At 60.2% G+C, this 24743-nt stretch carries 20 protein-coding genes and 1 pseudogene; 6 read left to right on the top strand and 15 right to left on the bottom strand.

Annotated features, from left to right (window positions below; genetic code table 11):
- Window positions 1-5 precede the first annotated feature (5 nt).
- Together ACYQ47_RS24440 and ACYQ47_RS24435 are read right to left on the bottom strand one after the other, a co-directional pair.
- Complete coding sequence (locus ACYQ47_RS24440) at window positions 6-1370, bottom strand: peptidylprolyl isomerase (protein ID WP_409014962.1); 1365 nt, start codon at window positions 1368-1370, stop codon at window positions 6-8.
- 125 nt (window positions 1371-1495) lie between these two features.
- Window positions 1496-3886, bottom strand: a complete 2391-nt coding sequence (locus tag ACYQ47_RS24435; RefSeq protein ID WP_459907326.1) for an LPS-assembly protein LptD — start codon at window positions 3884-3886, stop codon at window positions 1496-1498.
- A gap of 247 nt (window positions 3887-4133) precedes the next feature.
- Between ACYQ47_RS24435 and ACYQ47_RS24430 the strand changes: the two genes are divergently transcribed.
- The 3 genes from ACYQ47_RS24430 to purB all read left to right on the top strand — a co-directional run bounded on the left by ACYQ47_RS24430 (window position 4134) and on the right by purB (window position 7357).
- Window positions 4134-5159 carry an aminoglycoside phosphotransferase family protein gene (locus ACYQ47_RS24430; RefSeq protein ID WP_459907324.1) on the top strand — a complete coding sequence of 342 codons (1026 nt, stop codon included), beginning with the start codon at window positions 4134-4136 and terminating at the stop codon, window positions 5157-5159.
- A gap of 6 nt (window positions 5160-5165) precedes the next feature.
- Window positions 5166-5873, top strand: coding sequence for an N-acetylmuramate alpha-1-phosphate uridylyltransferase MurU (gene murU, locus ACYQ47_RS24425; RefSeq protein ID WP_309844336.1), 708 nt, complete (start codon window positions 5166-5168; stop codon window positions 5871-5873).
- Window positions 5874-5968: 95 nt separating this feature from the next.
- The gene (gene purB, locus ACYQ47_RS24420) at window positions 5969-7357 is read left to right on the top strand and encodes an adenylosuccinate lyase (RefSeq protein ID WP_459907322.1); all 1389 of its coding nucleotides are present in this window, start codon (window positions 5969-5971) and stop codon (window positions 7355-7357) included.
- Window positions 7358-7464: 107 nt separating this feature from the next.
- On the opposite strand, the gene ACYQ47_RS24415 is transcribed toward purB, so the two are convergent.
- From ACYQ47_RS24415 to ACYQ47_RS24400, 4 genes are all read right to left on the bottom strand, one after another.
- Entirely contained in the window at window positions 7465-7959 is a 495-nt protein-coding gene (locus ACYQ47_RS24415) for a gluconokinase (RefSeq protein ID WP_244826208.1), read from the bottom strand.
- A 10-nt stretch (window positions 7960-7969) separates the two neighbouring features.
- On the bottom strand, window positions 7970-9334 hold the full coding sequence (locus ACYQ47_RS24410; RefSeq protein WP_244826209.1) for a GntP family permease: 1365 nt from the start codon (window positions 9332-9334) through the stop codon (window positions 7970-7972).
- A 262-nt stretch (window positions 9335-9596) separates the two neighbouring features.
- Window positions 9597-9908 carry a hypothetical protein gene (locus tag ACYQ47_RS24405; protein WP_459907319.1) on the bottom strand — a complete coding sequence of 104 codons (312 nt, stop codon included), beginning with the start codon at window positions 9906-9908 and terminating at the stop codon, window positions 9597-9599.
- Window positions 9909-10018: 110 nt separating this feature from the next.
- Window positions 10019-11125 (bottom strand): YadA family autotransporter adhesin, encoded by a 1107-nt coding sequence (locus ACYQ47_RS24400; protein WP_459907317.1) that lies wholly within the window; start codon window positions 11123-11125, stop codon window positions 10019-10021.
- Between ACYQ47_RS24400 and ACYQ47_RS24395 the strand changes: the two genes are divergently transcribed.
- Entirely contained in the window at window positions 11097-12212 is a 1116-nt protein-coding gene (locus ACYQ47_RS24395) for a hypothetical protein (RefSeq protein ID WP_459907315.1), read from the top strand. The two genes, ACYQ47_RS24400 and ACYQ47_RS24395, sit on opposite strands and share 29 nt — an antisense overlap.
- Here ACYQ47_RS24395 and ACYQ47_RS24390 read toward each other — a convergent pair.
- The 5 genes and pseudogenes from ACYQ47_RS24390 to edd all read right to left on the bottom strand — a co-directional run bounded on the left by ACYQ47_RS24390 (window position 12097) and on the right by edd (window position 18076).
- Complete coding sequence (locus tag ACYQ47_RS24390; protein ID WP_459907313.1) at window positions 12097-12624, bottom strand: DUF2827 family protein; 528 nt, start codon at window positions 12622-12624, stop codon at window positions 12097-12099. The genes ACYQ47_RS24395 and ACYQ47_RS24390 overlap by 116 nt on opposite strands.
- The gene (locus ACYQ47_RS24385; protein WP_459907311.1) at window positions 12621-13778 is read right to left on the bottom strand and encodes a DUF2827 domain-containing protein; all 1158 of its coding nucleotides are present in this window, start codon (window positions 13776-13778) and stop codon (window positions 12621-12623) included. The genes ACYQ47_RS24390 and ACYQ47_RS24385 overlap by 4 nt, the downstream gene beginning before the upstream one ends.
- Before the next feature lie 444 nt (window positions 13779-14222).
- Window positions 14223-14330 (bottom strand): annotated as a pseudogene (locus tag ACYQ47_RS24380) (hypothetical protein); the annotation flags it as partial.
- A 1138-nt stretch (window positions 14331-15468) separates the two neighbouring features.
- Complete coding sequence (gene eda / locus ACYQ47_RS24375) at window positions 15469-16101, bottom strand: bifunctional 4-hydroxy-2-oxoglutarate aldolase/2-dehydro-3-deoxy-phosphogluconate aldolase (RefSeq protein WP_250526237.1); 633 nt, start codon at window positions 16099-16101, stop codon at window positions 15469-15471.
- Window positions 16102-16186: 85 nt separating this feature from the next.
- The gene (gene edd / locus ACYQ47_RS24370) at window positions 16187-18076 is read right to left on the bottom strand and encodes a phosphogluconate dehydratase (RefSeq protein WP_459907309.1); all 1890 of its coding nucleotides are present in this window, start codon (window positions 18074-18076) and stop codon (window positions 16187-16189) included.
- 300 nt (window positions 18077-18376) lie between these two features.
- Here edd and ACYQ47_RS24365 point away from each other — a divergent pair, with 300 nt between their 5' ends.
- Both ACYQ47_RS24365 and ACYQ47_RS24360 read left to right on the top strand, forming a co-directional pair.
- The gene (locus ACYQ47_RS24365; RefSeq protein WP_244826223.1) at window positions 18377-19216 is read left to right on the top strand and encodes a MurR/RpiR family transcriptional regulator; all 840 of its coding nucleotides are present in this window, start codon (window positions 18377-18379) and stop codon (window positions 19214-19216) included.
- Window positions 19217-19322: 106 nt separating this feature from the next.
- Entirely contained in the window at window positions 19323-21182 is a 1860-nt protein-coding gene (locus ACYQ47_RS24360; RefSeq protein ID WP_459907307.1) for a hypothetical protein, read from the top strand.
- Between the two features lie 13 nt (window positions 21183-21195).
- On the opposite strand, the gene ACYQ47_RS24355 is transcribed toward ACYQ47_RS24360, so the two are convergent.
- The 4 genes from ACYQ47_RS24355 to ACYQ47_RS24340 all read right to left on the bottom strand — a co-directional run bounded on the left by ACYQ47_RS24355 (window position 21196) and on the right by ACYQ47_RS24340 (window position 24695).
- Window positions 21196-21612 (bottom strand): CopD family protein, encoded by a 417-nt coding sequence (locus tag ACYQ47_RS24355; protein ID WP_244826225.1) that lies wholly within the window; start codon window positions 21610-21612, stop codon window positions 21196-21198.
- A 9-nt stretch (window positions 21613-21621) separates the two neighbouring features.
- Window positions 21622-22893, bottom strand: a complete 1272-nt coding sequence (locus tag ACYQ47_RS24350) for a glutamate-5-semialdehyde dehydrogenase (protein ID WP_459909291.1) — start codon at window positions 22891-22893, stop codon at window positions 21622-21624.
- 127 nt (window positions 22894-23020) lie between these two features.
- Window positions 23021-24121 carry a DNA polymerase III subunit delta gene (gene holA / locus ACYQ47_RS24345; RefSeq protein ID WP_250465635.1) on the bottom strand — a complete coding sequence of 367 codons (1101 nt, stop codon included), beginning with the start codon at window positions 24119-24121 and terminating at the stop codon, window positions 23021-23023.
- Between the two features lie 22 nt (window positions 24122-24143).
- Window positions 24144-24695, bottom strand: a complete 552-nt coding sequence (locus ACYQ47_RS24340; RefSeq protein WP_244828112.1) for an LPS-assembly lipoprotein LptE — start codon at window positions 24693-24695, stop codon at window positions 24144-24146.
- Window positions 24696-24743: the final 48 nt, after the last annotated feature.

Here is a 24743-nt window from a genome sequence, read left to right as displayed (position 1 = left end):
CTTTCTTACTGCTGGGCTTGCGCCGCAATGCCCTTGTACTGCACGTAGGCGGTGTCACGCAGTTCGCGCAGCCAGTCGGAGTACGCCTGTTCCGCCTTGCGCTGACCAATGGCCTGACGCGCGATATCGAGCTGCTGCGTGGCCGACCCTTCCGCGTCGCGCCGACCCAGCACCTGGATCAGGTGATAGCCGTATTCGCTGCGCACCGGGTCGCTCACGGCTTCGTCCTGCAGGCTGTTCATCGCGCGTTCGAACTCGGGCACGGTTTCGCCCGGGCTGATCCAGCCGAGATCGCCGCCTTGCGAGGCCGAACCGTCTTGCGAATACGTGCGCGCGAAGTTCGCGAAATCGCCGCCCGAGAGCACTTGCTGCTTGATGTCGAGCAGCTTCTGGCGCGCGGATTGTTCCGACATGCCATCCGACACGCGCAGCAGAATGTGACGCACGTGCGTCTGCACGAGCTTCGGCGCATCGGCCGCGGTGCCCTGGCTCGCGCGGCGTTCGACCAGCTTGACGATCTCGAAGCCGCCGTCGGTGCGCAGAAGCGTCGGCACGACCTGACCGGGACGCAACGTGGCCACCGCCGACACGATGCCCGCCGGCAACGTGCCCGGCGTGCGAAAGCCGAGGTCGCCGCCCTTGCCTGCGTCCGTGTCCTGCGAATTCTGCTTGGCAAGTTTCGCGAAGTCGTCGCCGTTTTGCGCTTGCTTAAGCACGGCGTCGGCTTGCGCCTGCACCTTCGCGACATCGGCGGAAGATGCGTCGGAAGACAGCTTGAACATGATGTGCTGCAGGTGCAGATCGCTCGAGTTGCGCGCGCCGGGACCGCGCTGGCTGGCGATGTAGTTCGCCACTTCGCCGTCGGACACGGTGATCTTGCTGTCCACTTCCTTTTCGCGCAGCTTGGAAAGCGTGAGTTCGGTGCGGGCGTCGCGCGTGAAGGTGGCCCAAGGCACGCCTTGCGCCTCGATGCGCGAGCGGTAGACGTCGAGCGTCATCTGGTTTTGCTGCGCGAGACGCTCGAGCGTGCGGTTCACGGTGGCGTCGTCGACGACGATGTTGTCTTCCTTCGCGCGCTGCAACTGAATGCGCTCGAGCACCATCTGATCGAGCACCTGCTGCTGCAATTGTTCAGCGGGCGGCACAGGCGCGTTCTGTTGTTGCAGACGCTGCGCGATGAGGCGCGAGCGGTCTTCGAGTTCGCGCCGCGTAATGACGCCGTCGTTGACGATCGCGACGACCGAATCGGTGACTTGGGCACTGCTGCCATTCGACAACGCCTGCGCACCGGCCGGCGAACTCAGGATCAGAGCGGCAGCGATCACGCTTGTTGCAACTACCGTCGATCGAAACATATTCACGTTTGCCACAGATACTCCATCAAATACGGGTCGTGCCCGTTCGTATGCTGCTTCTCGTGCGGTTCTGGCGAGCCGCCTTACTGCTTCTTAGCTGCGTGTTAGAGGATGCCTTGTCCGCCTGCGTTCCCCGAGGCTCACTCGTAGTTGCTGTAGCGGGCGAGCGGCGGCGCTGCTGGCGGCGGAGGCTGGTAGCCCTGGACGCTCGCGCGGAACGCGCTGACGAGGCCGTTGTCGACGTTCGACAGGCCCTTGAACGTAAGCTGCGCGAGCACGCGCGTGCCGGACGAGGGCTGACCGCTGGTGTTGACGCCATTGGCGTAACGTTGCGCGCCGAAACCAAGCGCCCAGCAGTCGGCATCGTACTGGAAGCCCACGAGGCCGTCGACGAGCCGATGACTCGCAAGATCATAATTGACACGAGCGACCGCATAGAGACGATTCGTGAGTGGCCACTCGCCGGACACCAGGATCTGGTTGATCGGCTCGTTCACGAGCGTGGTCTGGTTGGAACGCGTGTAGCGGTAGCCGACGTTGATCACCTTGCGGTCGGCCGGACTGAACGCGAAGCCGATGCTCGAGCGCACGAGCTGATTATTGTCGACATTATATTGGAACGCGGTTTCCGAGGCGAAACCAGCTCCCAGCTTGATCGCCGCGCCCGCGATGAGGTCCGAGTGCTTGGCCTCGTTGATCGGCTGATCCTCGGAGATCGTGACGCGCTGGCTCGTGAAATAGTACTGCTGCGCGATGACGAAACGCGCACGTTCATCGCCCGTCGCCGGGTTGATGAAGCGCGTCGTGAGGCCCGCCGTGATGCGGTTTGCGTCCGCGATCCGGTCGTTGCCGACGAACGTGTTCGGCGTGTAGATCTCGGCGAGACCGAAGTCGGCTTCGGCGGTATCGAAGATCGGCGCGAAATTCTGGTTGTGATACGGCGTGTAGACGTAGTAAAGCCGCGGTTCCAGCGTCTGGATGTAGTCCTGGCCGAAAAGCCGCACCGAGCGGTCGAACACGAGACCCGAGTCGAAACTGAGCGTCGGGATCGATTCGGTGAAGTTCTTCGGCTGACCTGCCGGCGTCAGCGGTTGACCCGCAATCGGCCCGGTCGCGATATGGCTCAGGTCGTAAGACGCGAAGTGCCACTGAATCTTCGGCGTGACAAAGTAGCCCGGCGCGTTGACCCCGTAACTCACGTACGGGTTGAAGTACATGCGCTGACCGTCGGTCGCGCCTTCCTCGGTGATCGTGAAGCGCGTGAAATCCGCTTCGGCGCCGTAGTCGAAACCGCCGACGTTGAACTTGCTGTACTGCACGTTCAACTGCGGTTCGCGCGCATACGGCGGGACCGACGGCTGCAACGTCTGCCAGCGCTGTTCGCGCGCAAGCACGGACCACGGTCCGTTGCTGTATGTCAGACCCGCTTCCTGCTGGTAGAGCAACTGCGTGCCGTTCAGGAACTGGTTCGACGCGTTGCCCAGGTCTTCCGGATACTGACTGTCCGAAACCTTGTTGTAATTGACGTAACCCGCAAAGCCGCCGCCGAAGTTCTGAAAATGCTTCCAGAAGATGGCATAGCGGTTCGTGTGCGTTTCGCGATCGTTCGGCAAATAGTCGCCAGTGAACGAGCCGGAGTAAGTAGGCGACAGATAGCGGTACGTCGCTTCCATCAGCACACCGCGCTGCGTCATGACGCGCGGTGTCACCGTCAGATCGCGATTAGGCGCAATGTTGAAATAGTACGGCGCCGTCAGTTCGAAGCCCGTGTTCGAACTTACCGAAAAAGTCGGCGGCAGAAAGCCACTGCGGCGGTCGCCCGTCAACGGAAACGACAGCCACGGGCTTGCGAATACCGGCACGCCCTGGAAGAACAGCACGCCGTTATGCGCGACGCCGTCTTCGGCGCCGGTATCGAAATCGAACGAACTGCCCTTGATGTACCAGGCCGGATTGGTTTCGCACGCGCAGGCCGTGTAGGTGCCGTGATCGACACGCGCCCGCTCGTTATCGATGATATCGATGCGCTCCGCGCTGCCCGAGCCGCCCGTCAGCAGGAAGTGGTACTTCGGGTTCGTCATGAACCCTTCGTTCGCCTCCACCTTCAAATGCGCTTCGGGACCCACGAACGACACGCCGTTGTTGATGAGCCTGACATTGCCGAAAGCATCGGCCATGTCGGTGTCCTGGTCGTAATGGAGCGCATCGCCCTTGATGACCGTCACCGTGCGCCGGATTTCCGCCGAACCTTTCGCCGCCATGTCCTCGTCGGACGTGCCTGTGGTCTTGTCGCCGAGAAGAAAACTCGTTGGCTGCTGGCCGCTCTTCAGCGGGCGCTCCTCCAGTTGGGGCGCGAGACGCAGGCTGCCGGGACCGTCGATTGGCTGCGGTTCGGCTGCGGGTCCTAAAAGCTGAGCGTGCGCGAAAGCGGGCATCAGGCCCGGAACGGATAAAAGCGCGGCGACGAGCCGCCGCCGGCGTGGCTGAGCGTCGCCTGGAATCTTCGATGCGGGAAACTGTCGTGGCGGCATGTATGGGTGGCGGTTCGATCCCGTTCGCGTCCTGAGCGCGATGCCGACAAGTCTGCGGCCGCGCTTTTGGCCGCGCTGTGACCGCACATGCGTCGAGGTCGAAACTGGACGGTCCGTTGCCAGGCAGGGACGACACTCGATCGAACGGTGACGCGGACAGTCGTCGGGCCTGGCACCAGGCTTGGAAACGGATCGCTTAAAAAAGTCGTGGGGTATTATATGGCAAGATGTTTTGCCTCTCGAATTTATGACGCACATTCCCCCCGATTCCCGCTTCGAACAACTTCGTTCGTGGCTGCAAGCCCTCACCGATCGTTACCGGCTCGATGTCGCGACGCTCGCGCCCGCTTCGGCCGACGCCAGCTTTCGCCGCTACTTCAGGCTGGAGAGCGCATCGGAGCATGGCAGCACGCTCATCGCCGTCGATGCCCCGCCGCCCGAGAAATGCCGTGAGTTCGTGCAAGTGGCAGGCTTGCTCGAAACCGCCAACGTGCATGTGCCGAAGATTCTCGAAGCCGACTTCGAGGCCGGCTTCATGCTCGTGACCGATCTCGGCACGACCACCTACATCTCCGTCCTCGATGAAAAGAACGCGCGCGGGCTCATGCGCGACGCCATCGACGCGCTGATCCGCTTTCAGCAGACTTCGCGCGAAGGCGTGCTCCCGCCGTTCGACGAAGCGTTCCTGCGTCGCGAGATGGAGTTGATGCCCGAGTGGTTCATCGGCCGTCACCTTGGCCGCGAGGTCACACAAGCCGAGCGCAAGACGCTCGACAAGACCTTCGATCTGCTCGTCAAAAGCGCGCTCGCGCAACCGCGCACTTTCATGCTGCGCGACTTCATGCCGCGCAATCTGATGGTCGCGGAGCCGAACCCCGGCGTGCTGGATTTTCAGGACGCGGTGTACGGGCCGATTGCGTACGACATCGCATCGCTCATGCGCGACGCGTTCATCAGCTGGGACGAGGAGTTTCAGCTCGACTGCATCGTGTACTACTGGGAACGCGCGCGAAAGGCCGGCCTTCCGGTCGATGCGGACTTCGGCGAGTTCTATCGTCAGGTCGAGTGGATGGGCCTGCAGCGGCACATCAAGGTGCTCGGGCTGTTCGCGCGCATTCATTATCGCGATGGCAAGTCGCACTATCTGGCGGACTTGCCGCGCTTCATCGGCTACGCGCGCAAGGTGGCCGAACGCTACGCGCCGCTCTTCCCCTTCGCGCGGCTGCTCGATCAGTGGGAAGGCCGCGCGATCGAAGTCGGCTATACGTTCTGAGCGGCCATGAGTCAAACCCTCAACACGGCGATGATCTTCGCCGCCGGCCGCGGCGAACGCATGCGCCCGCTCACCGATTCCTGCCCGAAGCCGCTGCTTGAAGTCGGCGGCAAGCCGTTGATCGTCTGGCAGATCGAGCGGCTCGCGGCGGCGGGCATCCAAACCATCGTCATCAATCACGCGTGGCTCGGCGAGCAGATCGAAGACGCGCTCGGCGACGGTTCGCGCTGGGGCGTCGAGTTGCGCTATTCCGCCGAGACCGACGCGCTGGAAACGGCGGGTGGAATCGCGCAGGCGCTGCATCTGATCGGGCGCGGCGTGTTTATCGCGGTGAGCGGCGATGTGTTCTGCGAGTTCGACTACGCGTCGCTCGGTGAGCGCGCCGACAAGCTCGCATCGCGCGATACGCCCGGCATGCATCTCGTGATGGTGCCCAATCCGCCCTTCCATCCAAACGGCGACTTTGCGTTGCGCGAAGACGGGCTGCTCGCCATCGACGGCGCGCCGCGCCATACGTTCGGCAACATCGGTCTCTACGACACGCGCATGTTCCATGACCTGACTCCGGGTACGCGCCGCGCGCTGACGCCGTATTACCGCGAGACCATCGTGGGGAAACGCGCCACCGGCGAGTTGTACGTAGGCCGCTGGGAGAACGTCGGCACGCCCGCGCAACTCGACGCGCTCGACCGGGAATTGCGCGCCCAAGCCTGAGGCGCGCCGGGATTGGGACGCATCCGATGGTAAAATGCGCAGTTCTGCCGTCTTTTCCTTCCAGCCGCAAGCAGAAGCTGACACGCCAAGCCATCATGTCCGATACCCGTCCCGATACCCTCTTCGCGCTCACCGCGCTTTCGCCGCTCGACGGTCGCTACGCCTCCAAGACCGAAGCCCTGCGCGAATGGCTCTCCGAGGCCGCATTCATGCGTCACCGCGTGACGGTCGAAATTCATTGGCTGATCGCGCTGTCGCGTGCGGGCTTCGCCGAAGTGCCGCGCTTTTCCGAGGCATCCGAGCAATTTCTGCTGAGCTTGGCCGAGCGCTTCACGGCGCACGACGCGGCGCGCATCAAGGACATCGAGCGCGTCACGAATCATGATGTGAAGGCAGTCGAATACTGGCTGAAGGAATCGGTCAAGGGTCAGCCGGAACTGGAACGCGCGAGCGAGTTCATTCACTTCGCGTGTACGTCGGAAGATATCAACAACACGTCGCACGGGCTCATGCTCGCCGGCGCGCGCGAACATGTGATCGTGCCCGCGCTGCGCTCGGTGCACGAGCGCCTGGTGAAGCTCGCGCACGCACACGCCGAACAGCCAATGCTCTCGCGCACGCACGGCCAGCCCGCGAGCCCGACGACGCTCGGCAAGGAAATCGCCAACGTGGCGGCGCGTCTGTCGTGCGCCATCGAACGTATCGTCGAGGTGCCGCTGCTTGGCAAGATGAACGGCGCGGTCGGCAATTACAACGCGCATCTGTCAGCGTATCCGGAGTTCGACTGGGAAGCGTTTTCGAAGGATGTCGTCGAAAACCGTTTGAAGCTCACGTTCAATCCGTACACGATCCAGATCGAGCCGCACGACTACATGGCCGAACTGTTCGATGCCGTCGCGCGCGCGAACACGATTCTGCTCGACCTCGATCGCGACGTGTGGGGCTATATCTCGCTTGGCTACTTCAAGCAGCGCACGAAGGCGGGCGAGATTGGTTCATCGACGATGCCGCACAAGGTCAATCCAATCGACTTCGAAAACTCGGAAGGCAATCTCGGCCTAGCGAACGCGACGCTGCGCCATCTTTCCGACAAGCTGCCGATTTCGCGCTGGCAGCGCGACCTCACCGATTCGACGGTGCTGCGCAATATCGGCGTGGCGTTCGGCTACTCGCTGCTCTCCTACGACGCGCTGATCCGCGGTCTGGACAAGCTCGAGGTGAACGCGGCGCGCCTGAACGAAGATCTCGACAATTGCTGGGAAGTGCTCGCCGAGCCCGTGCAAACGGTAATGCGCCGTTTCGGCATCGAGAATCCGTATGAGCAACTGAAGGAACTGACGCGCGGCAAAGGCATTACGCGCGAAGGCTTGCAGACGTTCATCAATGGTCTCGCGATTCCCGCGGATGCGAAGCAGTTGCTGCTCGACATGACGCCGGGTTCGTATATCGGCAAGGCGGTCGAGCTGGCGAAGCGAATCGCTTGACGTTCGATTGGGCCGCTTGAGCCGGCCCTTCCGCACTTGCTCGCTTCATAAAAAAAGGCCCCGCGCTTGAACACGCGGGGCCTTTTTTGATGCCTATCGCTCCTGACTCAGCGCGTCTTGAGCTTCTCGATCACGTTATCCACGATCTGCTCAGGCGTGAGTTCAATACTCTCGATGATCGCCTCGTCTTCGCCCGGCTCCTCGAGCGTATCGAGCTGGCTTTGCAACAGCGACGGCTCGAAGAAGTGGCCTGTGCGCGTTTGCAGGCGCTCCTTCAACACGTCGAACGTGCCTTGCAGATAGACAAAAACGACGTCCTTGTCGCCATCGCGCAAGATGTCGCGATACGAGCGCTTCAACGACGAGCACGTGAACACCGCCGTTTCGCCCGCGCGCTTTTTCTCTTCGATCGCCGCGCGGATCGTCTTGAGCCACGGCCAGCGGTCGTCGTCCGTCAGCGGGATGCCCTTGTGCATCTTTTCCTTGTTGGCGGCGCTGTGGAACGCGTCGCCGTCAGTGAACGGGCATTGCAGGCGTTCCGCCAGCATTTCGCCGATGCGGGTTTTGCCGGCGCCCGAGACGCCCATCGCGATGAGAATCATCAAAATCTCCTTACACGACCGCCGCGAGCGCGAAGGTCAAACCTAAACCCATCAGGGAAATCAGCGTTTCGAGCAACGACCAGGTCTTGAACGTCTGTCCGACCGTCATCCCGAAATACTCTTTGATCAGCCAGAAGCCGCCATCGTTCACGTGCGAGAAGATCAGCGAGCCAGAGCCGGTAGCAAGTACCAGCAACTCGGGACTGACGTGACCGCCTGCCGCCGCTGCAATCGGCGCCACGATACCGCAAGCGGTCGTCATGGCGACAGTCGCCGAGCCGGTGGCCAGGCGAATCAGCGCGGCGACGAACCAGCCGAGCAGCAAGGGCGAAAGATTCGCTTGCGAAGCCGTGGCGACGATCTGCTGAGAAATGCCGCTCTCACGCAGGATATTGCCGAAACCTCCGCCCGCGCCCACGATCAGCGTGATGCCCGCGATCGGCGCAAGACATTCGCCGCAGAACTTCTGGATCTGATCGCGATTGAAGCCGCGCGCCGCACCGAAAGTCCAGAAACTGACCAGCACGGCAATCAGAAGCGCCATGTCGGACTGACCGACGAAGCGTAGCAGGTCGTTGGGCAGCGTCTTCGGCGTGAAGACCAAGTCAGCCCAACTACCGACGAGCATGAGAATCACCGGCAACAGAATGGTGAAGAGCGTAATGCCGAAGCTCGGCAGATCGCGCTTTTTTTCCGTGTCGCCATGCTTGCTGATGAACTGGTCGGCCAGCGCGTTGGCGTCCGGCAGCTTGATGTACTTGTGGATCATGAGCGCGAAAAGCGGCCCGGCGACAATGGCGGTCGGAATCCCGACGATCAGACCATATGCAATCGTCCTGCCGATATCGGCGTGATACGCCTGCACCGCGAGCAACGCGGCCGGGTGCGGCGGAATCAGACCGTGCACGACCGAAAGGCCGGCGACCATCGGCAGACCGATCAGCAGCAAGGATTTGCCCGTGCGTTTGGCGACATTGAACGCGATCGGAATCAGCAGCACGAAACCCACCTCGAAGAACACCGGCAAGCCCACGATGATCGCCACGACCATCATCGCCCAGTGAATGTTCTTTTCGCCGAAGACATTGATCAGGGTATTGGCGACGCGCTCGGCGCCGCCGGATTCCGCCATCATTTTGCCGAGCATCGTACCGAGACCCACGACGATGGCAATATGCCCGAGCGTATTGCCGTTGCCGGTCTCGAACGCCTTGACGATCTTGTCCATCGGCATGCCGACCGCAAGCGCGAGCAGCACGGACACGATGATCAGAACGAGAAACGGGTAAACCTTATAACGCGCGATCATCAGGATCAGAACCGCGATCGCGATTACCGCATAGAGCAGGAGCATGCTCCCGTGAACGGCCGGCATGACGCCTCCTTTGATTTTGTTGAGGTTTTTGGCGCTATGCGTGCGTTTGCCGTCGCTGCAAAGAAGCAACAGGCAAGCGCGTGCACCGCGCCGAAGAATCGGGATTTTACTGGTAAGCGGAAAAGTCGTCCGTAAAGCGGTCGAAGGACAACATAAAGCTGAATTTGGATGCGCGCGCCGTCGCTTGAATGTGAAAAAAGCCGACTTGTTGAGAGTCGGCTCTTTCGTGCAAATTGCTTCGCGCTAATTCGAACAGCTTGAATCAGTACGCAGGATGCGCGGTCGATGCGGCAGAACCGCAGGTGAAGGTGATCTCACGCGGATCGTTACGGCCTTGATTGCCTTGCAGACCGTCGACTGCCTGCACCAGAACCACTTGGCGATCCTGGCAAATCTTTGTCGCCGCGCTCATGCACGACTTCTGCGACTCGAACAGACCGGAGCATGTGACACGATAGGCTTCGCCCTGATTTGCGATGTTCACCTTTCGAGCCGTATAGGCCATGCCTGTGTCGGTGGTGCATGCAGACAACATTGCCGCTGCGGAGATGATGGAAATAAGATACTTGAACATCTTGTAACTGCCGGGTAATTGATGGTTGCTTGAATCGAGCGCCTGGGCAAACGCGCGACTACGCGAATGCCCAGGCTTTGCTTCCTGACTTTCACGTCAGGAAGCTTGCTTTACCACCGGTACGAAGCGTTGGCGCTGTACACGGTGCCATTGCGGCTCGTACCCGCACCCGCCTGCAACACGAGGTTCTGCGTGACGCGCAGGTTCATCGCGACGGCAGCCGCCGCATAACCCTGATACGCGGCGCCACCCACACCGACGGACATATCCTTGTCCTGATCGATGTGCGGGACCATGGCCAGAGCCGTAGCCGCTGCAATACCCGAGTAGGCAGTGCGACCGATGTTGTTGACCTGGCTTTGCATCCCGGCAACCGCACCGTCCGTGTAGCTGTTGGATTGCGCGACCGCGTCGTTCAACTGGTTCACGTTGACCATATCCGTGTCTTGCGTACCAGCCGCGACGTTGGTGATCTGACGCTCACTTCCCACCGCACCAACCGACACCGTCTGAGCACGATCCGCCACGGAACTTGCACCCAAGGCAACGGAGTTGTCCGCCGTAGCCTGGCTGCCTGCGCCGATCGCCGTTGCGTAGTTCCCGCTCGCAAGGGCATTCGTGCCCATTGCGGTGGTGCTCATGCCCGTGGCTTGTGCGTTCGCGCCGCTTGCTACAGCGTGCGGACCGCTAGCCACGGCCGCTTCGGTCGTGCGGTCGCCATCAGCCGCAAAGAGCGGATTCGCACTCGCGGTGACGTTCTGGATGGAACTGGCCAGCGCGTCGAGCTGCGCCTTATTGGCCAAGTCGGTCGGAGCGACACCTGCTTGAACGCCATGGATCTGCGTGCCTTGGGCGCCGCTCAGCGTGATGTTGCTGTAGTCGGTGTTGCCGTTGGCATCCGTGTCGAACGTTGCGGCCGTCTTCGCGGTTTGATTGCCGTAGAGGCCAGAATCCTTCAACTGACCAACCGTTGCGACGTCACTGTCAGCAATACCGTTCGCGATGTTTGTAATACGCAGCTTGTCCGTGCTGTTGCCGAACGACACTGTGTTCGCCTGGTCGGCGACAGCGTTGGTAGCCAAAGCCACCGCGTTGTCGGCCGTCGCCACGGCGTTGCCGCCGATTGCGATCGAGTTCTTGCCCGTTGCCGACGAGTCGATCAAGACGGAGTTGGCATGGAAGTACTTGATGCCACCCCCGTTCGCGGCAGTGCTCATGGCCGTCGAGATGCTCGTGACGTCGGTCATCGCAGTGCTCACGGTCGTCGACATCGAGTCGATGCCCGTCGACAGTGAGTTCACAGTGGTCGACATCGAGTTGACGGTCGTTGAGATCGACGTGGAGAGCGAACTGAAGCCCGTCGAGAGCGAGGACACACCTGTCGAGAGCGAGGACATGCCCGTCGACAAGGAATCCACGCCCGTGGACATCGAATTGATCGTCGTTGAAGACGACGTCGACAGCGAATTGACACCCGTCGAGAGCGAGTCAACACCGGTCGACAGCGAGGTGATGGCCGTTGACGAAGACGTCGAAATGGAGTCGATACCCGTGGACAACGAACTCATCGCCGTCGAAGACGACGTGGACAACGAGCTGACGCCTGTTGAGAGCGAATCAACACCCGTGGACAGGCTTGTCGACAACGTGCTGACCGAGCTATTGGTCGAACTCAGACCAGTGGACAGGCTGCTCACCGCGCCGTTGGTGGAGCTCAAACCGGTCGACAACGAAGTGACCGTCGTCGCCAGACCATTAACCGCGCTTGAGGTCGTGCTAAAACCTGTCGACAGGCTGTCGACCGAGCTGTTCGTGGTGCTCAGGCCGGAAGACAGGCTGCTCACCGCACTATTCGTGGTGTCGAGAACCGTCGACAACGAGCTGGCGCCAGTCGAGATGGAACTCGAAAGCGAGCTCATGCCTGTCGATAGCGTGTCCACTCGACTGCTCGTGGTGCTCAATCCGGTGGAGATACTGTCAACCTTGCTGCCCACCGTGCTGACGCCGGTGGAAAGGCTCGTCACCGCGCTATTCGTCGTGCTCAGTCCGGTGGACAAGGAGCTCACGGACGACGACATCAAGTTCACACTGCCATTGACAGTACTGAAGCCCGAAGAAAGGCTGTTGACCGCGATGTTGGTGGTGCTCAGCCCGGTAGAAAGACTATTGACCGCGCTATTGGTCGTGCTCAAGCCTGCGGCATCAGCTTCACGGGCGCACGGAAGAGCGTCTCGAAGTATGGCGCACAACTGCGCTCGTATTCCGGGAGCGTCCAAACCTCGTCATACGGCGCACCCGAGATAAGCAGCGCGTGTTGCAGGTTGAAGACCATTCGCTCGATGTCAATGACGTAGTCATTACCCACGCGCATCGTAATGATCTTTCCGCCGCCGTCTCGAAACTTGATCGACCATTCCTTATTGAGCTGGGCGCTCATCTCAATCATTACGTCGAGCTTCGTCATGGCTGTTTCCATGTCGATGAGCGGTGCCGGCGAATCGACCAAGAAACGCTTGGCGTCCTCCGGGCCACCATCGCCGCCCCCCGTCACCAAATAAGTGGCTTTTACGCGCGGAGAACGCTTTAGCAGCATGACGAGATACAGGCAGTTCTGGAAAATGCCGTTCTCCCAGAGCGACTGCTCGCCTTTTCGGATAAAAATGGAAACGCCGACATTCAACCGCTCCGGCATGCGGGGTTTTGTTTGCTTGTTCATACGCCGAGCTTCACAGTGCTGTGGTTGCAGAGGTGCAGCAACCGATTGGCAAAACTATCGAGATTTGCTTGTTGAAACGGATTGACCGAGTCGATTACACGCTGGGCTCGTGCGCGATAGTCAGCTAGCGATGCGTCGTGTTCGCGAGCAGCCAATAAGAGTTGCCGGCCGCCCTCTTGCGCGTTGAAATCCGGGTAGTAGTAGCCCGCGTCGAGCCAAGGCGAGTTGTGCACCAGCGGATAGCCGCCATACAACACGTCGAGATAAAGATAATTCTGGTCGTTTCCCCATTGATGAGAGACGACGGCATCTGCGTACTGCGCCATGAAGCCTGCAATATCATTTCGACCGTGAAATGTTGCCTTGCTGTCTTTCACGATGTTGAGCGAATTCGCCATTTGCACGAGCGTCGGATGATCCTTCATGTGCAGCGAGTTGAGCACATGCATGTGCGACACGCTCGAAGGTACGGCTCGATAAGCTTCTTCGCATACCAACATCGGAATGCTCGACGTCTTCACAACTGAAATGTTCGGCTCGAACATTGCGACACGAAAGCCCTGCGCATGTGGTGGATCTTCCAATGAAGTTCCGCTCCGACGCTGATATCCGAAATGGAGTCCGTGTTCGCTTACTTCGGCAATGCGTTGTTCGAGAAACTGCGGATGCCAGATGAATGGCACAAGATGAACGTCGCAACGGTGGAGCGTACGCATCATGGGGATTGACAATCGATCTTTCGGCATCAACCAGATTTCGTCATAGCGGTCCGGCCGCATGACGTGAACCGGTTTATCGAAAACAGGCGCCTCAATGAGACCAACGTAGGGCTGCCCGCAGCAGTAATAAACCACCTTCTTGCCGCGTGCGCGCATTAGATCAAGCCACTGGGTATCCAGCGCGCCGCCCATCTCGAAAATCACATCGACAAGATTGGTTGCATCCGCTGCGCGCATGATGCGCACCTTTCTTGACGACAGATCGACTTGCGGCGGCATCGCGTTTTGATCGCCAACATCAATCAACGAAACGCTTTCTACGAACGGTAACCGTTGGAGAGCTTCCGCCAAGAAGATGACATTTTGCCCAAGCCCGTTCTGCCAGATGTTCTGTCCTTGATGCGTTACGACAGAAATTCCAATGCGGATTGTCATTAGTTGTTATCCCTAAAATGACGGAGCGCATTTTCAAAAATTGAAACGCTGCGCTGTTGGCTTTGCGTTTGAGAGACTGCCGTGCCCAAAGAAGCACGCGTTGCCATTTGCCAAACGCTGATGGGAAGCAGGAGAGACCGTAATCAAGCGTTTTTGCCGGAGGACAAAAAGCGGATTCCTTGGTCAAATATATAGAAGAACACCTGAAATTCCCAGTGAACCTGACGTTTTATGAGAGTCGTCCTATGACGGTGCCAGGGTTCTAGTCTGCCAACGCTGAAAGGCAGTCCGGCAGGCTAAAACGTCCGACCGCTTTCGGTGGAAAAGCCAAGAAGTTTCGGGGCATTTTGCTCAAAAGAGCGTGCGGAAGATCGGCGCAAGAAAGCGTCGCCACAGTTCGTAACGATGTCTCGCTTTGTATCACTGAGGCTCGTCTTGACGGCACGATCCTATGCCACGCCGCACTGCCTCGATGTCCGCGCCCACCATGTCGGCAAGATTCGCCGACTCGCTCATGAACGAGATACGCGTTGCAAGCATTGCATTAGCAGCGTTTTGATTGCGACGAATGAAAATGCACGAATGCGCGCACCGACGCCGGCCCAGTGCAGTTCGGTGGCCTCCGTCACTCTATAGCGTCGAGGTGCGGTCGACCAATACATCGAGCCATGTGTACCTGTTCCGCTTAGGAAGAAGAGAAGGCGCACTAGGTGTTGAAACCTGCCGATTTCGCTTCACGTCGTAAGTTGCTTGTCGCTTGTCGCTTGTCGCTTGTCGCTCGTTGCTCGTTGCTCGTTGCTCGTTGCTCGTTGCTCGTTGCTCGTTGCTCGTTGCTCGTTTGCAAGCGTCAGCAAATATCGAGTTTTACAGAAGCAATCACTTCTGGTTCAACCTTCTTCGGTCAAGTTCATTTCTCTGTCACTCTGCTTGCAGCCATCACTAGTGCGAAAACCAATCATTTTCGTCTTAGCTCACATCTTTTATAGACTACAAAAAATTCGTGTTGGCGGATCACGATTTCAATTATCTGACGGCGCATAGCGGATAAAATTCGCAGAAACTATTTATTCCAATCCACACCTGTCTCGGCCTGTTTTAATAAATTGGCGAACAGTATTGGTTCGAACCAAATCGCTCAACAAACGAAACCATCGGGCCGTTTCGCACGTTGAGTAGATTTCAATTTTCAAGATGCTCAAATTCAACTTAGAAGCATCGATTAAAATGTTAATTCACACGTCGTCTGCATCTTGCCGTGATGCAGCCAGTGGTGCGGAGCCACTCAGCGACGGCTTGCTCGAGCCGTTGGTTCTGACGGATAAGACTAAAAACGTCGACGACCAAGTGCTGAACTCTTACTCAACACGACACAACGCTTAACTCGTCAGTGTCAGCCGAACTTTGTTGAAGAACCCATAAGCATTTTGAAGGATGAGCTCTTGGGTCCTACGTCACCGCCATCAAGGGTGTGTGCAGAACGGGCGTGACGCACAAAAGTAGAAGTCGATATTTGAAGCGTCACGTCGAAGATGAGGGCCGACAAGAACCGACTAGATCGGAAAAGGGCTCGATAAGCGAGTTCCACCACGAAACGCGAGCTCGGCTCAGGGCACGTCACCTTCGTACAAAGGACGCGCCTCCAAGGACAAGCTCATGCGCGAGAGAAATCACACCTCTTTAGCCCAGCAACTCACCCCTGCGCCGCCAACTCCGTAGCCGCCCGCGCCAGCCTCGTAACCTCCTCCCAATTCTGCGCAGCCAGCGCAGCCTTCGGCGTCAACCAAGACCCGCCCACGCAAACCACATTCGGCTGCGCCAAGAAGCTCGTCGCCGTCTCGGCAGTAATCCCGCCCGTCGGACAGAACTTCAAATTCGGAAACGGCCCATGGAAAGCCTGCAGCATCGGAATTCCACCCGCCTGCTGCGCCGGGAAAAACTTCACGATTTCATATCCAAGTTCCATCGCCGTAATGATGTCGCTCGGGGTCATCACGCCAGGCAGCAATGGCAAGCCCGCATCTTGCGCAGCCTTATGCATGTCTCGCGTCAAGCCGGGTGACACACCGAATTGCGCACCCGCCTTCTTTGCCTGTGCACAATGCTCGGGTTTCGTGATCGTGCCGACGCCCACGACGATATCGTCCGCAAGCTGACTCGCGCGTTCGATTGCCGCGATACCCGCGGCCGTGCGCAAAGTAATCTCCAACACCTTCACGCCGCCAGCGTGCAGCGCGCGCGAGACGTGCTCGCCCTGCTCGACCGAATCGAAGGCAAGAACAGGAATGACAGGACCAAGACGGACGATTTCGCTTACCGTTTTCATGTGATACGACTCCTGGTGTTTGATGCGGCGCCGTTGTCTAACGGCCAAGCCGCGAGGTTTGTTTCAGGCAGCAACGGCCTTTGACTCAATGTGTCGCGTGCGCCTTCACGACATCGGGCGAGCGGTGCGACGGAGCAGACGCGGCGTCAAGCAGCGCGCCAAACACCGACGCGCCCTCTTCCGCCGGCAACGCCGCGTGACGGAACACGCCGAACAGCTCACGCCCGAAGCCCGCCTCGTTTTGCGCCTGATGCAGCGGCGCCTCCACTTCGCGCGCCGCCCATTCATCGGCATCGATATCGACGTCGAGCACGCCCGCCGGTGCATCGATCACGATCATATCGCCCGTGCGCACCTTGCCGATCGGACCATGCAACAACGCTTCAGGCGATATGTGGATCACAGCGGGCACCTTGCCCGATGCGCCCGACATGCGCCCATCGGTCACGAGCGCCACATGGAAGCCCTGATCCTGCAACACGCCAAGCAACGGCGTCAATCGATGCAACTCCGGCATGCCATTCGCGCGCGCGCCCTGAAAGCGCACGACCGCCACGAAATCGCGCTTGAGCTCGCCCCTGTCGAACGCCTCCTGCACTTCTTCCTGCGAATTGAACACGATAGCCGGCGCCTTCACCACGCGATGTTCAGGCGCAACCGCCGAGATCTTGATCACACCCCGCCCGAGTTTGCCTTGCATGAGCCGCAAACCGCCATCCGGCTGAAACGGCTCGCCAATGCTACGCAGCACCTTGCTGTCATGACTTTCTTTAGCGCCGTCGACCCATTGGAGCTTGCCGTCGATGAGCTTCGGCTCCTTCGTGTAATGCGACAGCCCATGACCGACGACCGTCTGCACGTCCTCATGCAGCAAGCCGCCTTCGAGCAGATTGCGCACGAGGAACGCAACGCCGCCCGCCGCGTGAAAATGGTTCACGTCGGCCTTGCCGTTCGGATAGATCTTCGCGAGTAACGGCACGACCTGCGACAGTTGATCGAAGTCGTTCCAGTCGATGATGATCCCCGCCGCGCGCGCAATCGCCACCAGATGCAGCGTGTGATTCGTGGAGCCGCCCGTCGCCAGCAACGCAACGATGCCGTTGATGATCGCTTTCTCATCGACGACGTGGCCAATCGGCGTGTAGTGGCCGCGTTCGAGCGTGATATCCAGTACGCGACGCGCGGCCTCGGCGGTAAGTGCATCGCGCAACGGCGTATGCGGATGCACGAACGCAGCGCTCGGCAGATGCAGGCCCATCACTTCCATCAGCATCTGATTGCTGTTCGCCGTGCCGTAAAACGTGCATGTGCCGTGACCGTGATAAGCCGCCGCTTCCGCTTCGAGCAATGCGTCGCGGTTGCATTTGCCCGTCGCGAACTCCTGACGAACCTTCGCTTTGTCGTCGTTGGTGAGGCCGCTCGTCATCGGACCGGCGGGCACGAAGATGGTCGGCAGATGTCCGAACTGCAGCGCGCCGATGGCGAGACCCGGCACGATCTTGTCGCATACGCCGAGGCACAAGGCGGCATCGAACATGTTGTGCGTGAGCGCCACGGCCGTGCTCATGGCGATGACTTCGCGCGAGAACAGCGACAACTCCATGCCAGCGTTGCCCTGCGTGATGCCGTCGCACATGGCCGGCACGCCGCCCGCGAATTGCGCAATACCGCCGTGCTGCTGAGCCGCCTGCTTGATGATGTCGGGGAAGCTCTTGTACGGCGCGTGCGCCGACAGCATTTCGTTATAAGAAGACACAATGCCGATGTTCGGCTCGCGCACCGCCTTGATCGCGAACTTTTCCTGCCCTTCGAGACCCGCGAAGCCGTGCGCGAGATTGGCGCACGACAACGCGCCGCGCGCCGGAAACTTGCCGCGCGCGGCGTCGATGCGCGCCAGATAGGCCGAACGGGTGGACTTGCTGCGTTCGATCACGCGGTCGGTGACCTTCTTGAGTTGCGAATGCGGAGAAACCATCGGAGCTCCTTTGTCTCACTCCCGGCGTGCTTGCCGTCGAGGTATTGGGTTGGACGTCGCGAGGACTGGCAGCTATCTGATTATTTTGCGTCGTGCCGTGAAACGAAATGTTAGTAGAAAAACTACAAGCAGACAACTTGCGATCCGCCTTTATTTGTTAAGCGTTCGCGTATCTGGCGCTTTTACCGGCAGCGAACTCAGGGAAATCCCCTAAACCTACACATCGGATCGTGTAGTAAATGTACAAAGCAGCGATCAGCTATAGTCGCAGGCAATTTTCCAGCATAGGCGAGATTCCCGATGTTGCTGTCCCAAGTCGAGGCGATGCGAGAACAATTGCGCCCTTCGGAGCGCAAGCTGGCCGACTACGTGCTCGAAGCGCCGCGCGAGGTACTCGACTTGTCGATGACCGATTTTGCGGCGCGGGCCGGCGTCAGTCAGCCGACGATCGCGCGCTTCTGTCAGGCGTTGGGCTTTTCCGGCTTTCGCGAGTTCAAGATTCGTCTTGCTCAAAGCGTGGCAGGGGACGTTCCCACGGTTTATCGCGATGTCCGCAGCGACGAGCCGCCTGCGGGCGTTGCCGCGAAGGTTCTGGACCGCACCATCGGCGCGCTGATCCAGGTGCGCAACAGCTTGTCGTCGGACAGCGTCGCCGCCGCGATTGGCGTGCTGGCCAACGCGCGTCGCATCGAGTTCTATGGCGCGGGCGGATCGGGCATCGCGGCGCTGGATATGCAGCACAAGTTCTTCCGCCTCGGCGTGCCGTCGGTTGCGTATTCGGACCCGCATACCTATACGACTTCGGCGGCGCTGCTCGGACCCGGCGATGTCGTCGTCGCCATTTCCAATACTGGCCGCACAAAAGACATTCTCGACGCGTGCAAATCGGCAATGGATCGCGGCGCGAGCGTGATCGCTATCACGCATGGCAATTCGCCGCTCGCGCGCATGGCGAATATCGGGCTTTTCGCGAATGTCGACGAAGACACGGATATTTTCTCGCCGATGACTTCCCGCGTATCGCACTTGGCCATCGGCGATATTCTCGCGGTCGGCATGGCGTTGGCACGTGGCCCCGAGTTGGCTGCGCGTCTTGCCGAGGCCAAGGATGTGCTGGAACGAAGACGCGTCGACCTTTGATCGACGCAGCACACCGGCCGCGAATGTGACAGTTGGTTCAATCGGCTTACTTTGCCAGTATGATCATTTAGTATGAGCTTCAGCGATTAAGTGATCAGTAGAGCAAATGGAAACCAGCGGCGTATTTTCACTTGAACGTTTCGAGTCCTGTATCAATGGCGAAGACTTCGATGAAGCTCTCGCCCTGTTCGGCAAGTTCTCGGAACAGTTGGCAAGATTTCCGTATATGAATCTGGCCGACCTCATGTCCCACGGCGACGCCCGAGCGTTCGCCAATAGATCCGAGTCGGACGAGCATTTCGCCAGCCGCGTTTGTCATGCTTTAGGAAGCATGCTCGTGAATCCGCGATTCACCTGGACCGACGTTCGCTTGCAATCGTTGCAAGCGCAGCGTTCGCTCATCTGGAGCATCGCGGCCGCCACGTCGCCCGGTCATACCGACCATTTCGTGCGTGAGTTGCTTGCTCGCCGCCAAGGCAATGCTGACGCATCCACTCTTTCTGCCGACACCGCTCGACGCCTGAGCATTCTGTACAGCCCGGAATCACGCATCGACCTCGATATCGCGCAACTTTGGAACGCCGACCGCGCTTCGGCGTTGAGTCTTGCCATCGGTATCGGAGGAGAACAATTCGGCGGCAGCGCGGTTGCGTGTGCACGACGCATCCGCTTGCTCGAATGGCTGACCGGCTCCATCGACAAACTGAATGAGTCGCCGCCGCTCGATCTGACGAGTCTCTGGGCGCTGTATATGCATTGCACTTACACCGAGGGAAACCGCCATGCCGTGAAACAAGGCATCAACGGTCTCGTGCGCCTGGGTCTTGCGAATTTCGGGCTGACCGATCTCGATACGACCAAGTCACCACCCGAGCGCGAACGGAACGCACGTCCGCTCATGCTGGTCGTCGCGGAAAGTTTCAACAGCGGGCATTCGATCGTGCGAACGCATTCCGCAACGCTCGCTGCGGCAAGACGTTGCTTCGAAACCGTCGCGTTCTGCGCACCTCGCTCTATCGACGATGCGGGTCGTCGGGTATTCGATCGAACTATCGATCTCCCGGAAGGCGCCAACGTGCTCGACCAAGTCCGCCTCATTCGCGACTTCGCGCAAACGGAGCACCCAAGCGTGCTGTACATGCCGAGCGTGGGCATGTCGGTTCTGACCATATTCTTATCGAACATCCGCGTCGCGCCGCTGCAAATTGCGGCGCTCGGGCACCCGGCGACGACGCATTCGGACCGCATCGACTACGTCAGTGTCGAAGATGATTATGTCGGCGACCCGGCTTGCTTCAGCGAAAAACTCATGCGGCTGCCGAAGGACGGACAGCCTTATATCGCATCGAGTTTATTGAGCGCGGTTCCGGCCCGCACGCCGGTTGCCAAGAACCGCACTGACATTGCCATCGCCGCGACGCCGATGAAGCTCAATCCGTCCTTCTTCACTGCCTGCAGGGCAATCGTGCAGCGGGCAGAGCCGCAAGTGCATCTGAATTTCATTGCGAGCGGCAGCAACGTGTTCACCTTGATGCACCTGAATCGCGTGCTGATCGAGTATCTTCCTTTTGGCTCATTCACGATTCACGGATTCTTGCCCTACGAGGAATACGCCGAACAGCTCGCCAACATGGACATGTTTCTGAGCCCCTTTCCCTTCGGCAATACAAACGGAATCGTGGATGCCTTCACCGTCGGCTTGCCCGGTATCTGCAAAACGGGACCGGAAGTGTTCGAGCATATCGACGGCGCGATGTTCGCACGCGCGTCGATGCCGGAATGGATGGTCGCCACGACTGTGGACGACTACGTTGAGGCTGCTGTCCGGTTGGCGAATAACCGGGATGAGAGAGAAGCGCTACGCGCGTGGATGCTTGAGACTAAAGTCGTGCAACGCTTCTTCGAGGGACGGCCGGAAGTATTCGGCGAAATGGCGCTCGCGCTACTTGAACAGCGCGACGCGTGAAAATGGCAAGCAGCTAAAAAGGCTTGACCACGACAAGCAACGTCGCGCCTAAAAGACCCAGCACCGGCAATTCATTGAACATCCGATACCACTTGTCCGAACGCTTATTCTCGCCACGTTGAAACGTGTGCAGCAAGCGCCCGCAATAAGCGTGATAAACGATGATCAGCGCAACGACGGTGAGCTTCGCATGCAGCCAGCCCTGCCCCGCGCCAATGCCTACCACGAGCCACAACCAAAGCCCGCACGCCAGGGCGGGCACCGCGATGAACGTCATGAAGCGAAACAGCTTGCGCGCCATGAGCAGCAAGCGAGCGGTTGCAGCCGCGTCCTTCTCCATCGCGAGATTCACGAAAATGCGCGGCAGATAGAAAAGCCCCGCGAACCACGACGCGACCAGCACGATATGCAGCGATTTGATCCAGAGCATCGCGTGACCTTACTGACGCACTTCGCCGCGCCCGAGCACGACGTATTTCAGTGACGTCAGCCCTTCCAGCCCGACAGGTCCGCGCGCGTGCAGCTTGTCGTTCGAGATGCCGATTTCCGCGCCGAGCCCGAATTCGAAGCCATCGGCGAAACGGGTCGATGCGTTGACCATCACGCTCGCCGAATCGACCTCACGCAAAAAACGCATGGCGCGGTCGTGGTCTTCGGTGACGATGGCATCCGTGTGATGCGAGCCGTAGATGTTGATGTGCTCGATCGCTTCATCGAGGTCCTCGACGACCTTGATCGCCAGAACCGGCGCGAGATATTCCGTGGTCCAGTCGACCTCGGTGGCATCGACGAGCGAACCCACGTTCGCCGCTTCGAGCACCGCGCGCGCAAGTCCGTCCACACGCAGTTCGACATCCTTTGCCTGAAACGCGCGCGCGAGCGCCGGCAGTGCCTCATGCGCGATGCCTCGCGCAACGAGCAGCGTTTCCATCGTGTTGCAGGTGCCGTAGCGATGCGTCTTCGCGTTGTCGCAGATCACCGCAGCCTTGGCGAGATCCGCGCGGTCGTCGACATAAACGTGGCAGATGCCGTCGAGATGCTTGATCATGGGCACGCGCGCTTCTTCCATGAGCCGCGCGATCAGGCTCTTGCCGCCGCGCGGCACGATCACGTCGACGAACTCCGTCATGGTGATGAGCTTGCCGACCGCCGCGCGATCCGCCGTCTCGACGACCTGCACCGCATCTTGCGGCAAGCCGGCCGTTTCGAGGCCCTTGGCGATGAGCTTTGCAAGCGCCGTGTTGCATTCCAGCGCCTCGGAACCGCCGCGCAAAATGGTGGCGTTGCCCGACTTGAGGCACAGAGCGGCCGCGTCGATCGTCACGTTCGGCCGCGATTCATAAATGATGCCGATCACGCCAAGCGGCACGCGCATCTGCCCGACCTGAATGCCGCTCGGCCGATACTTGAGCCCGCTGATTTCACCGATGGGATCGGCCAGCGCCGCGACCTGTCGCAAGCCTTCGACCATCGTGTCGAGCGCCTTGTCCGACAGCGTCAGACGGTCGATGAACGCTGCGTCGTGTCCCTTCTCGCGCGCGCGGGCGAGATCGCGGGCATTCGCCGCTTTGAGTGCTACGCGTTCCTCGGCAATAGCGAGCGCCACCGCATGCAGCGCCGCGTTTCTGGCCGCCGTCGATGCCCGCGCCATGGCACGCGACGCCTTGCGCGCGCGCCGGCCAAGGTCGGCCATGTAGTGATCGATGTTCATCATGTGTCTCTTTGCGGGCCGCAGGCGTCCGCAATGTCTGGATATCGCGCTTCGTCCGAACAACGGCGAGCGCTAAAAAAATCATTCTAAGCGGTTAAGCGTATTGCAACAGCGCCGGCTCAAGCGTCTAGCGACGAACTCGCGCCGGTGGCGCAACGGCGACGGCATGCGCGGCCTTGCTGGACTGCGCGACAGCCATGGCTAGCTCGAACATGCCGGCCCAGGGATCGGGCGGCGGTTCGCTGCCGCGCTTGCCCGTGCTGCCGGACAGCCCCTTCACCTGCCGATCCAGCCGCGCCGCCAGCGAAAGCGCCTTCTCCAGCGCTTCCTCGGTCACGCGCGAGAGCGCCGGGCCGATCAACCGTTCGCGCGGACCCCAGACGCGGTTCTCGCGCATGAGCGTGGCGAGCGGTTTGCCCGATGCCACGCCGCGCTTGATACGCAGCAGCGTACGCACCTCTTCGACCAGCGCCCACAGCACGAGCACGGCGGCTTCGCCTTCGCCCTTCAGACCGTCGAGCATGCGCGCGAGCCGGCCGATATCGCCGGTCAACATGGCCTCGTTGAGCTTGAAGACGTCGTAGCGCGCGACGTTCAGCACGGCATCGTGAATCTGCTCGAAACTCAATACGCCTTGCGGATACAACAGCCCGAGCTTCTGGATTTCCTGATGCGCCGCGAGCAGATTGCCCTCCACGCGTTCGGCGATGAACAGAAGCGCTCGCCGCCCTTCTTCGCCTGGCGCCACACGCTGGCCTTGCAACGAAAGCCGCTGACCGACCCACATGGGCAATTGCGCGCGTTCCACTGGATCGATTTTCAGCGCGACGCCCGCGCCGATCAGCGCCGTAAACCACGCGGACTTCTGCGTCGCGCCATCGAGACGCGGCAAGGTGACGAGCGCGAGGATGTCGGGGTTATTGGCGGCGGCGAGCGTCTTCAACGCTTCCGCGCCTTCCTTGCCCGGCTTGCCCGTGGGAATGCGCAACTCGATCAGTTGCCGGTCGCCGAAGAGCGACATCGACTGCGTCGCGCCGATCAACCCGCTCCAGTCGAAACCGCGCTCGACGGTAAACACCGTTCGGTCCGTGAAACCCGCCGCGCGCGCCGCGGCTCGGATGCGGTCGCACGCTTCCTGCGCGAGCAGGTGCTCGTCGCCATAAACGACGTACAAACCCTTCGGACCTTTCGCGAGGTGCGCTTCGAGCGCGTCGAGCTTCAACTGCATGATGGTCGATGAGCGCGCGCGATCAAAGCGGCGGCGTCGGCAACGGCGCGCGTGGCGCGATGCCCGGCGTCTGCTCGCTCGGCGCCGGATGCAGCGAACGCACGACGGCAAGCCGGCGCGTCAACTGATCGACGGCGTCGTTACGCATGTCGTTGTAGAGCAGCGTCGCTTCCTGCGATTTCGCGAGCGTGTACTGGTCGCTGTAGGTCATTGCGCGATTCAGCGCGATGACGCTAGGCGGAATCAGCAACGTGCCGTCGGCGCCGAGCAGCGAATACGTCAGCCGGAAATCGAGCTCGTATTCCTGCACCACGCCCTGCGAATTCAGACTCAACGTGCCCATGCCCGTGCCCTCGGACAGCGACAAAGTGGCGTCCGGCTTCTCGCCCGCCTTGACGATGACCGTATCGCTGCCGCCCTGCACCATGCGTTCGAGCCGCGCGACCATTTGCGGCGTGCCGCCCGAAATGGAGAGCCGCTTGAACGCGTAGTCCTGCTGTCCGCGCAACTGGAAGCCGCACGCGGATACGGCGAGCGCGCCGCCAAGCAGCGCCAGAAACGAACGCCTGCCCATGCCGGTTGCCTCGACTCGTTTTCCGGTCACATCCACTCCCTTGGCGCT

It is taken from the genome of Caballeronia sp. HLA56, from assembly GCF_054655155.1.
The sequence above is the reverse complement of the archived record's forward strand: the minus strand, read 5'-3'. Positions and strand labels throughout refer to the sequence as shown.

Coding starts and splice junctions, on each gene's coding strand:
- ACYQ47_RS24435 (WP_459907326.1), bottom strand. CDS start 3,886: ATGCCGCCACGACAGTTTCCCGCATCGAAGATTCCAGGCGACGCTCAG.
- ACYQ47_RS24430 (WP_459907324.1), top strand. CDS start 4,134: ATGACGCACATTCCCCCCGATTCCCGCTTCGAACAACTTCGTTCGTGG.
- murU (WP_309844336.1), top strand. CDS start 5,166: ATGAGTCAAACCCTCAACACGGCGATGATCTTCGCCGCCGGCCGCGGC.
- purB (WP_459907322.1), top strand. CDS start 5,969: ATGTCCGATACCCGTCCCGATACCCTCTTCGCGCTCACCGCGCTTTCG.
- ACYQ47_RS24415 (WP_244826208.1), bottom strand. CDS start 7,959: ATGATTCTCATCGCGATGGGCGTCTCGGGCGCCGGCAAAACCCGCATC.
- ACYQ47_RS24410 (WP_244826209.1), bottom strand. CDS start 9,334: ATGCCGGCCGTTCACGGGAGCATGCTCCTGCTCTATGCGGTAATCGCG.
- ACYQ47_RS24405 (WP_459907319.1), bottom strand. CDS start 9,908: ATGTTCAAGTATCTTATTTCCATCATCTCCGCAGCGGCAATGTTGTCT.
- ACYQ47_RS24395 (WP_459907315.1), top strand. CDS start 11,097: ATGCCACCCCCGTTCGCGGCAGTGCTCATGGCCGTCGAGATGCTCGTG.
- ACYQ47_RS24400 (WP_459907317.1), bottom strand. CDS start 11,125: ATGAGCACTGCCGCGAACGGGGGTGGCATCAAGTACTTCCATGCCAAC.
- ACYQ47_RS24390 (WP_459907313.1), bottom strand. CDS start 12,624: ATGAACAAGCAAACAAAACCCCGCATGCCGGAGCGGTTGAATGTCGGC.
- ACYQ47_RS24385 (WP_459907311.1), bottom strand. CDS start 13,778: ATGACAATCCGCATTGGAATTTCTGTCGTAACGCATCAAGGACAGAAC.
- eda (WP_250526237.1), bottom strand. CDS start 16,101: ATGAAAACGGTAAGCGAAATCGTCCGTCTTGGTCCTGTCATTCCTGTT.
- edd (WP_459907309.1), bottom strand. CDS start 18,076: ATGGTTTCTCCGCATTCGCAACTCAAGAAGGTCACCGACCGCGTGATC.
- ACYQ47_RS24365 (WP_244826223.1), top strand. CDS start 18,377: ATGTTGCTGTCCCAAGTCGAGGCGATGCGAGAACAATTGCGCCCTTCG.
- ACYQ47_RS24360 (WP_459907307.1), top strand. CDS start 19,323: ATGGAAACCAGCGGCGTATTTTCACTTGAACGTTTCGAGTCCTGTATC.
- ACYQ47_RS24355 (WP_244826225.1), bottom strand. CDS start 21,612: ATGCTCTGGATCAAATCGCTGCATATCGTGCTGGTCGCGTCGTGGTTC.
- ACYQ47_RS24350 (WP_459909291.1), bottom strand. CDS start 22,893: ATGAACATCGATCACTACATGGCCGACCTTGGCCGGCGCGCGCGCAAG.
- holA (WP_250465635.1), bottom strand. CDS start 24,121: ATGCAGTTGAAGCTCGACGCGCTCGAAGCGCACCTCGCGAAAGGTCCG.
- ACYQ47_RS24340 (WP_244828112.1), bottom strand. CDS start 24,695: ATGGGCAGGCGTTCGTTTCTGGCGCTGCTTGGCGGCGCGCTCGCCGTA.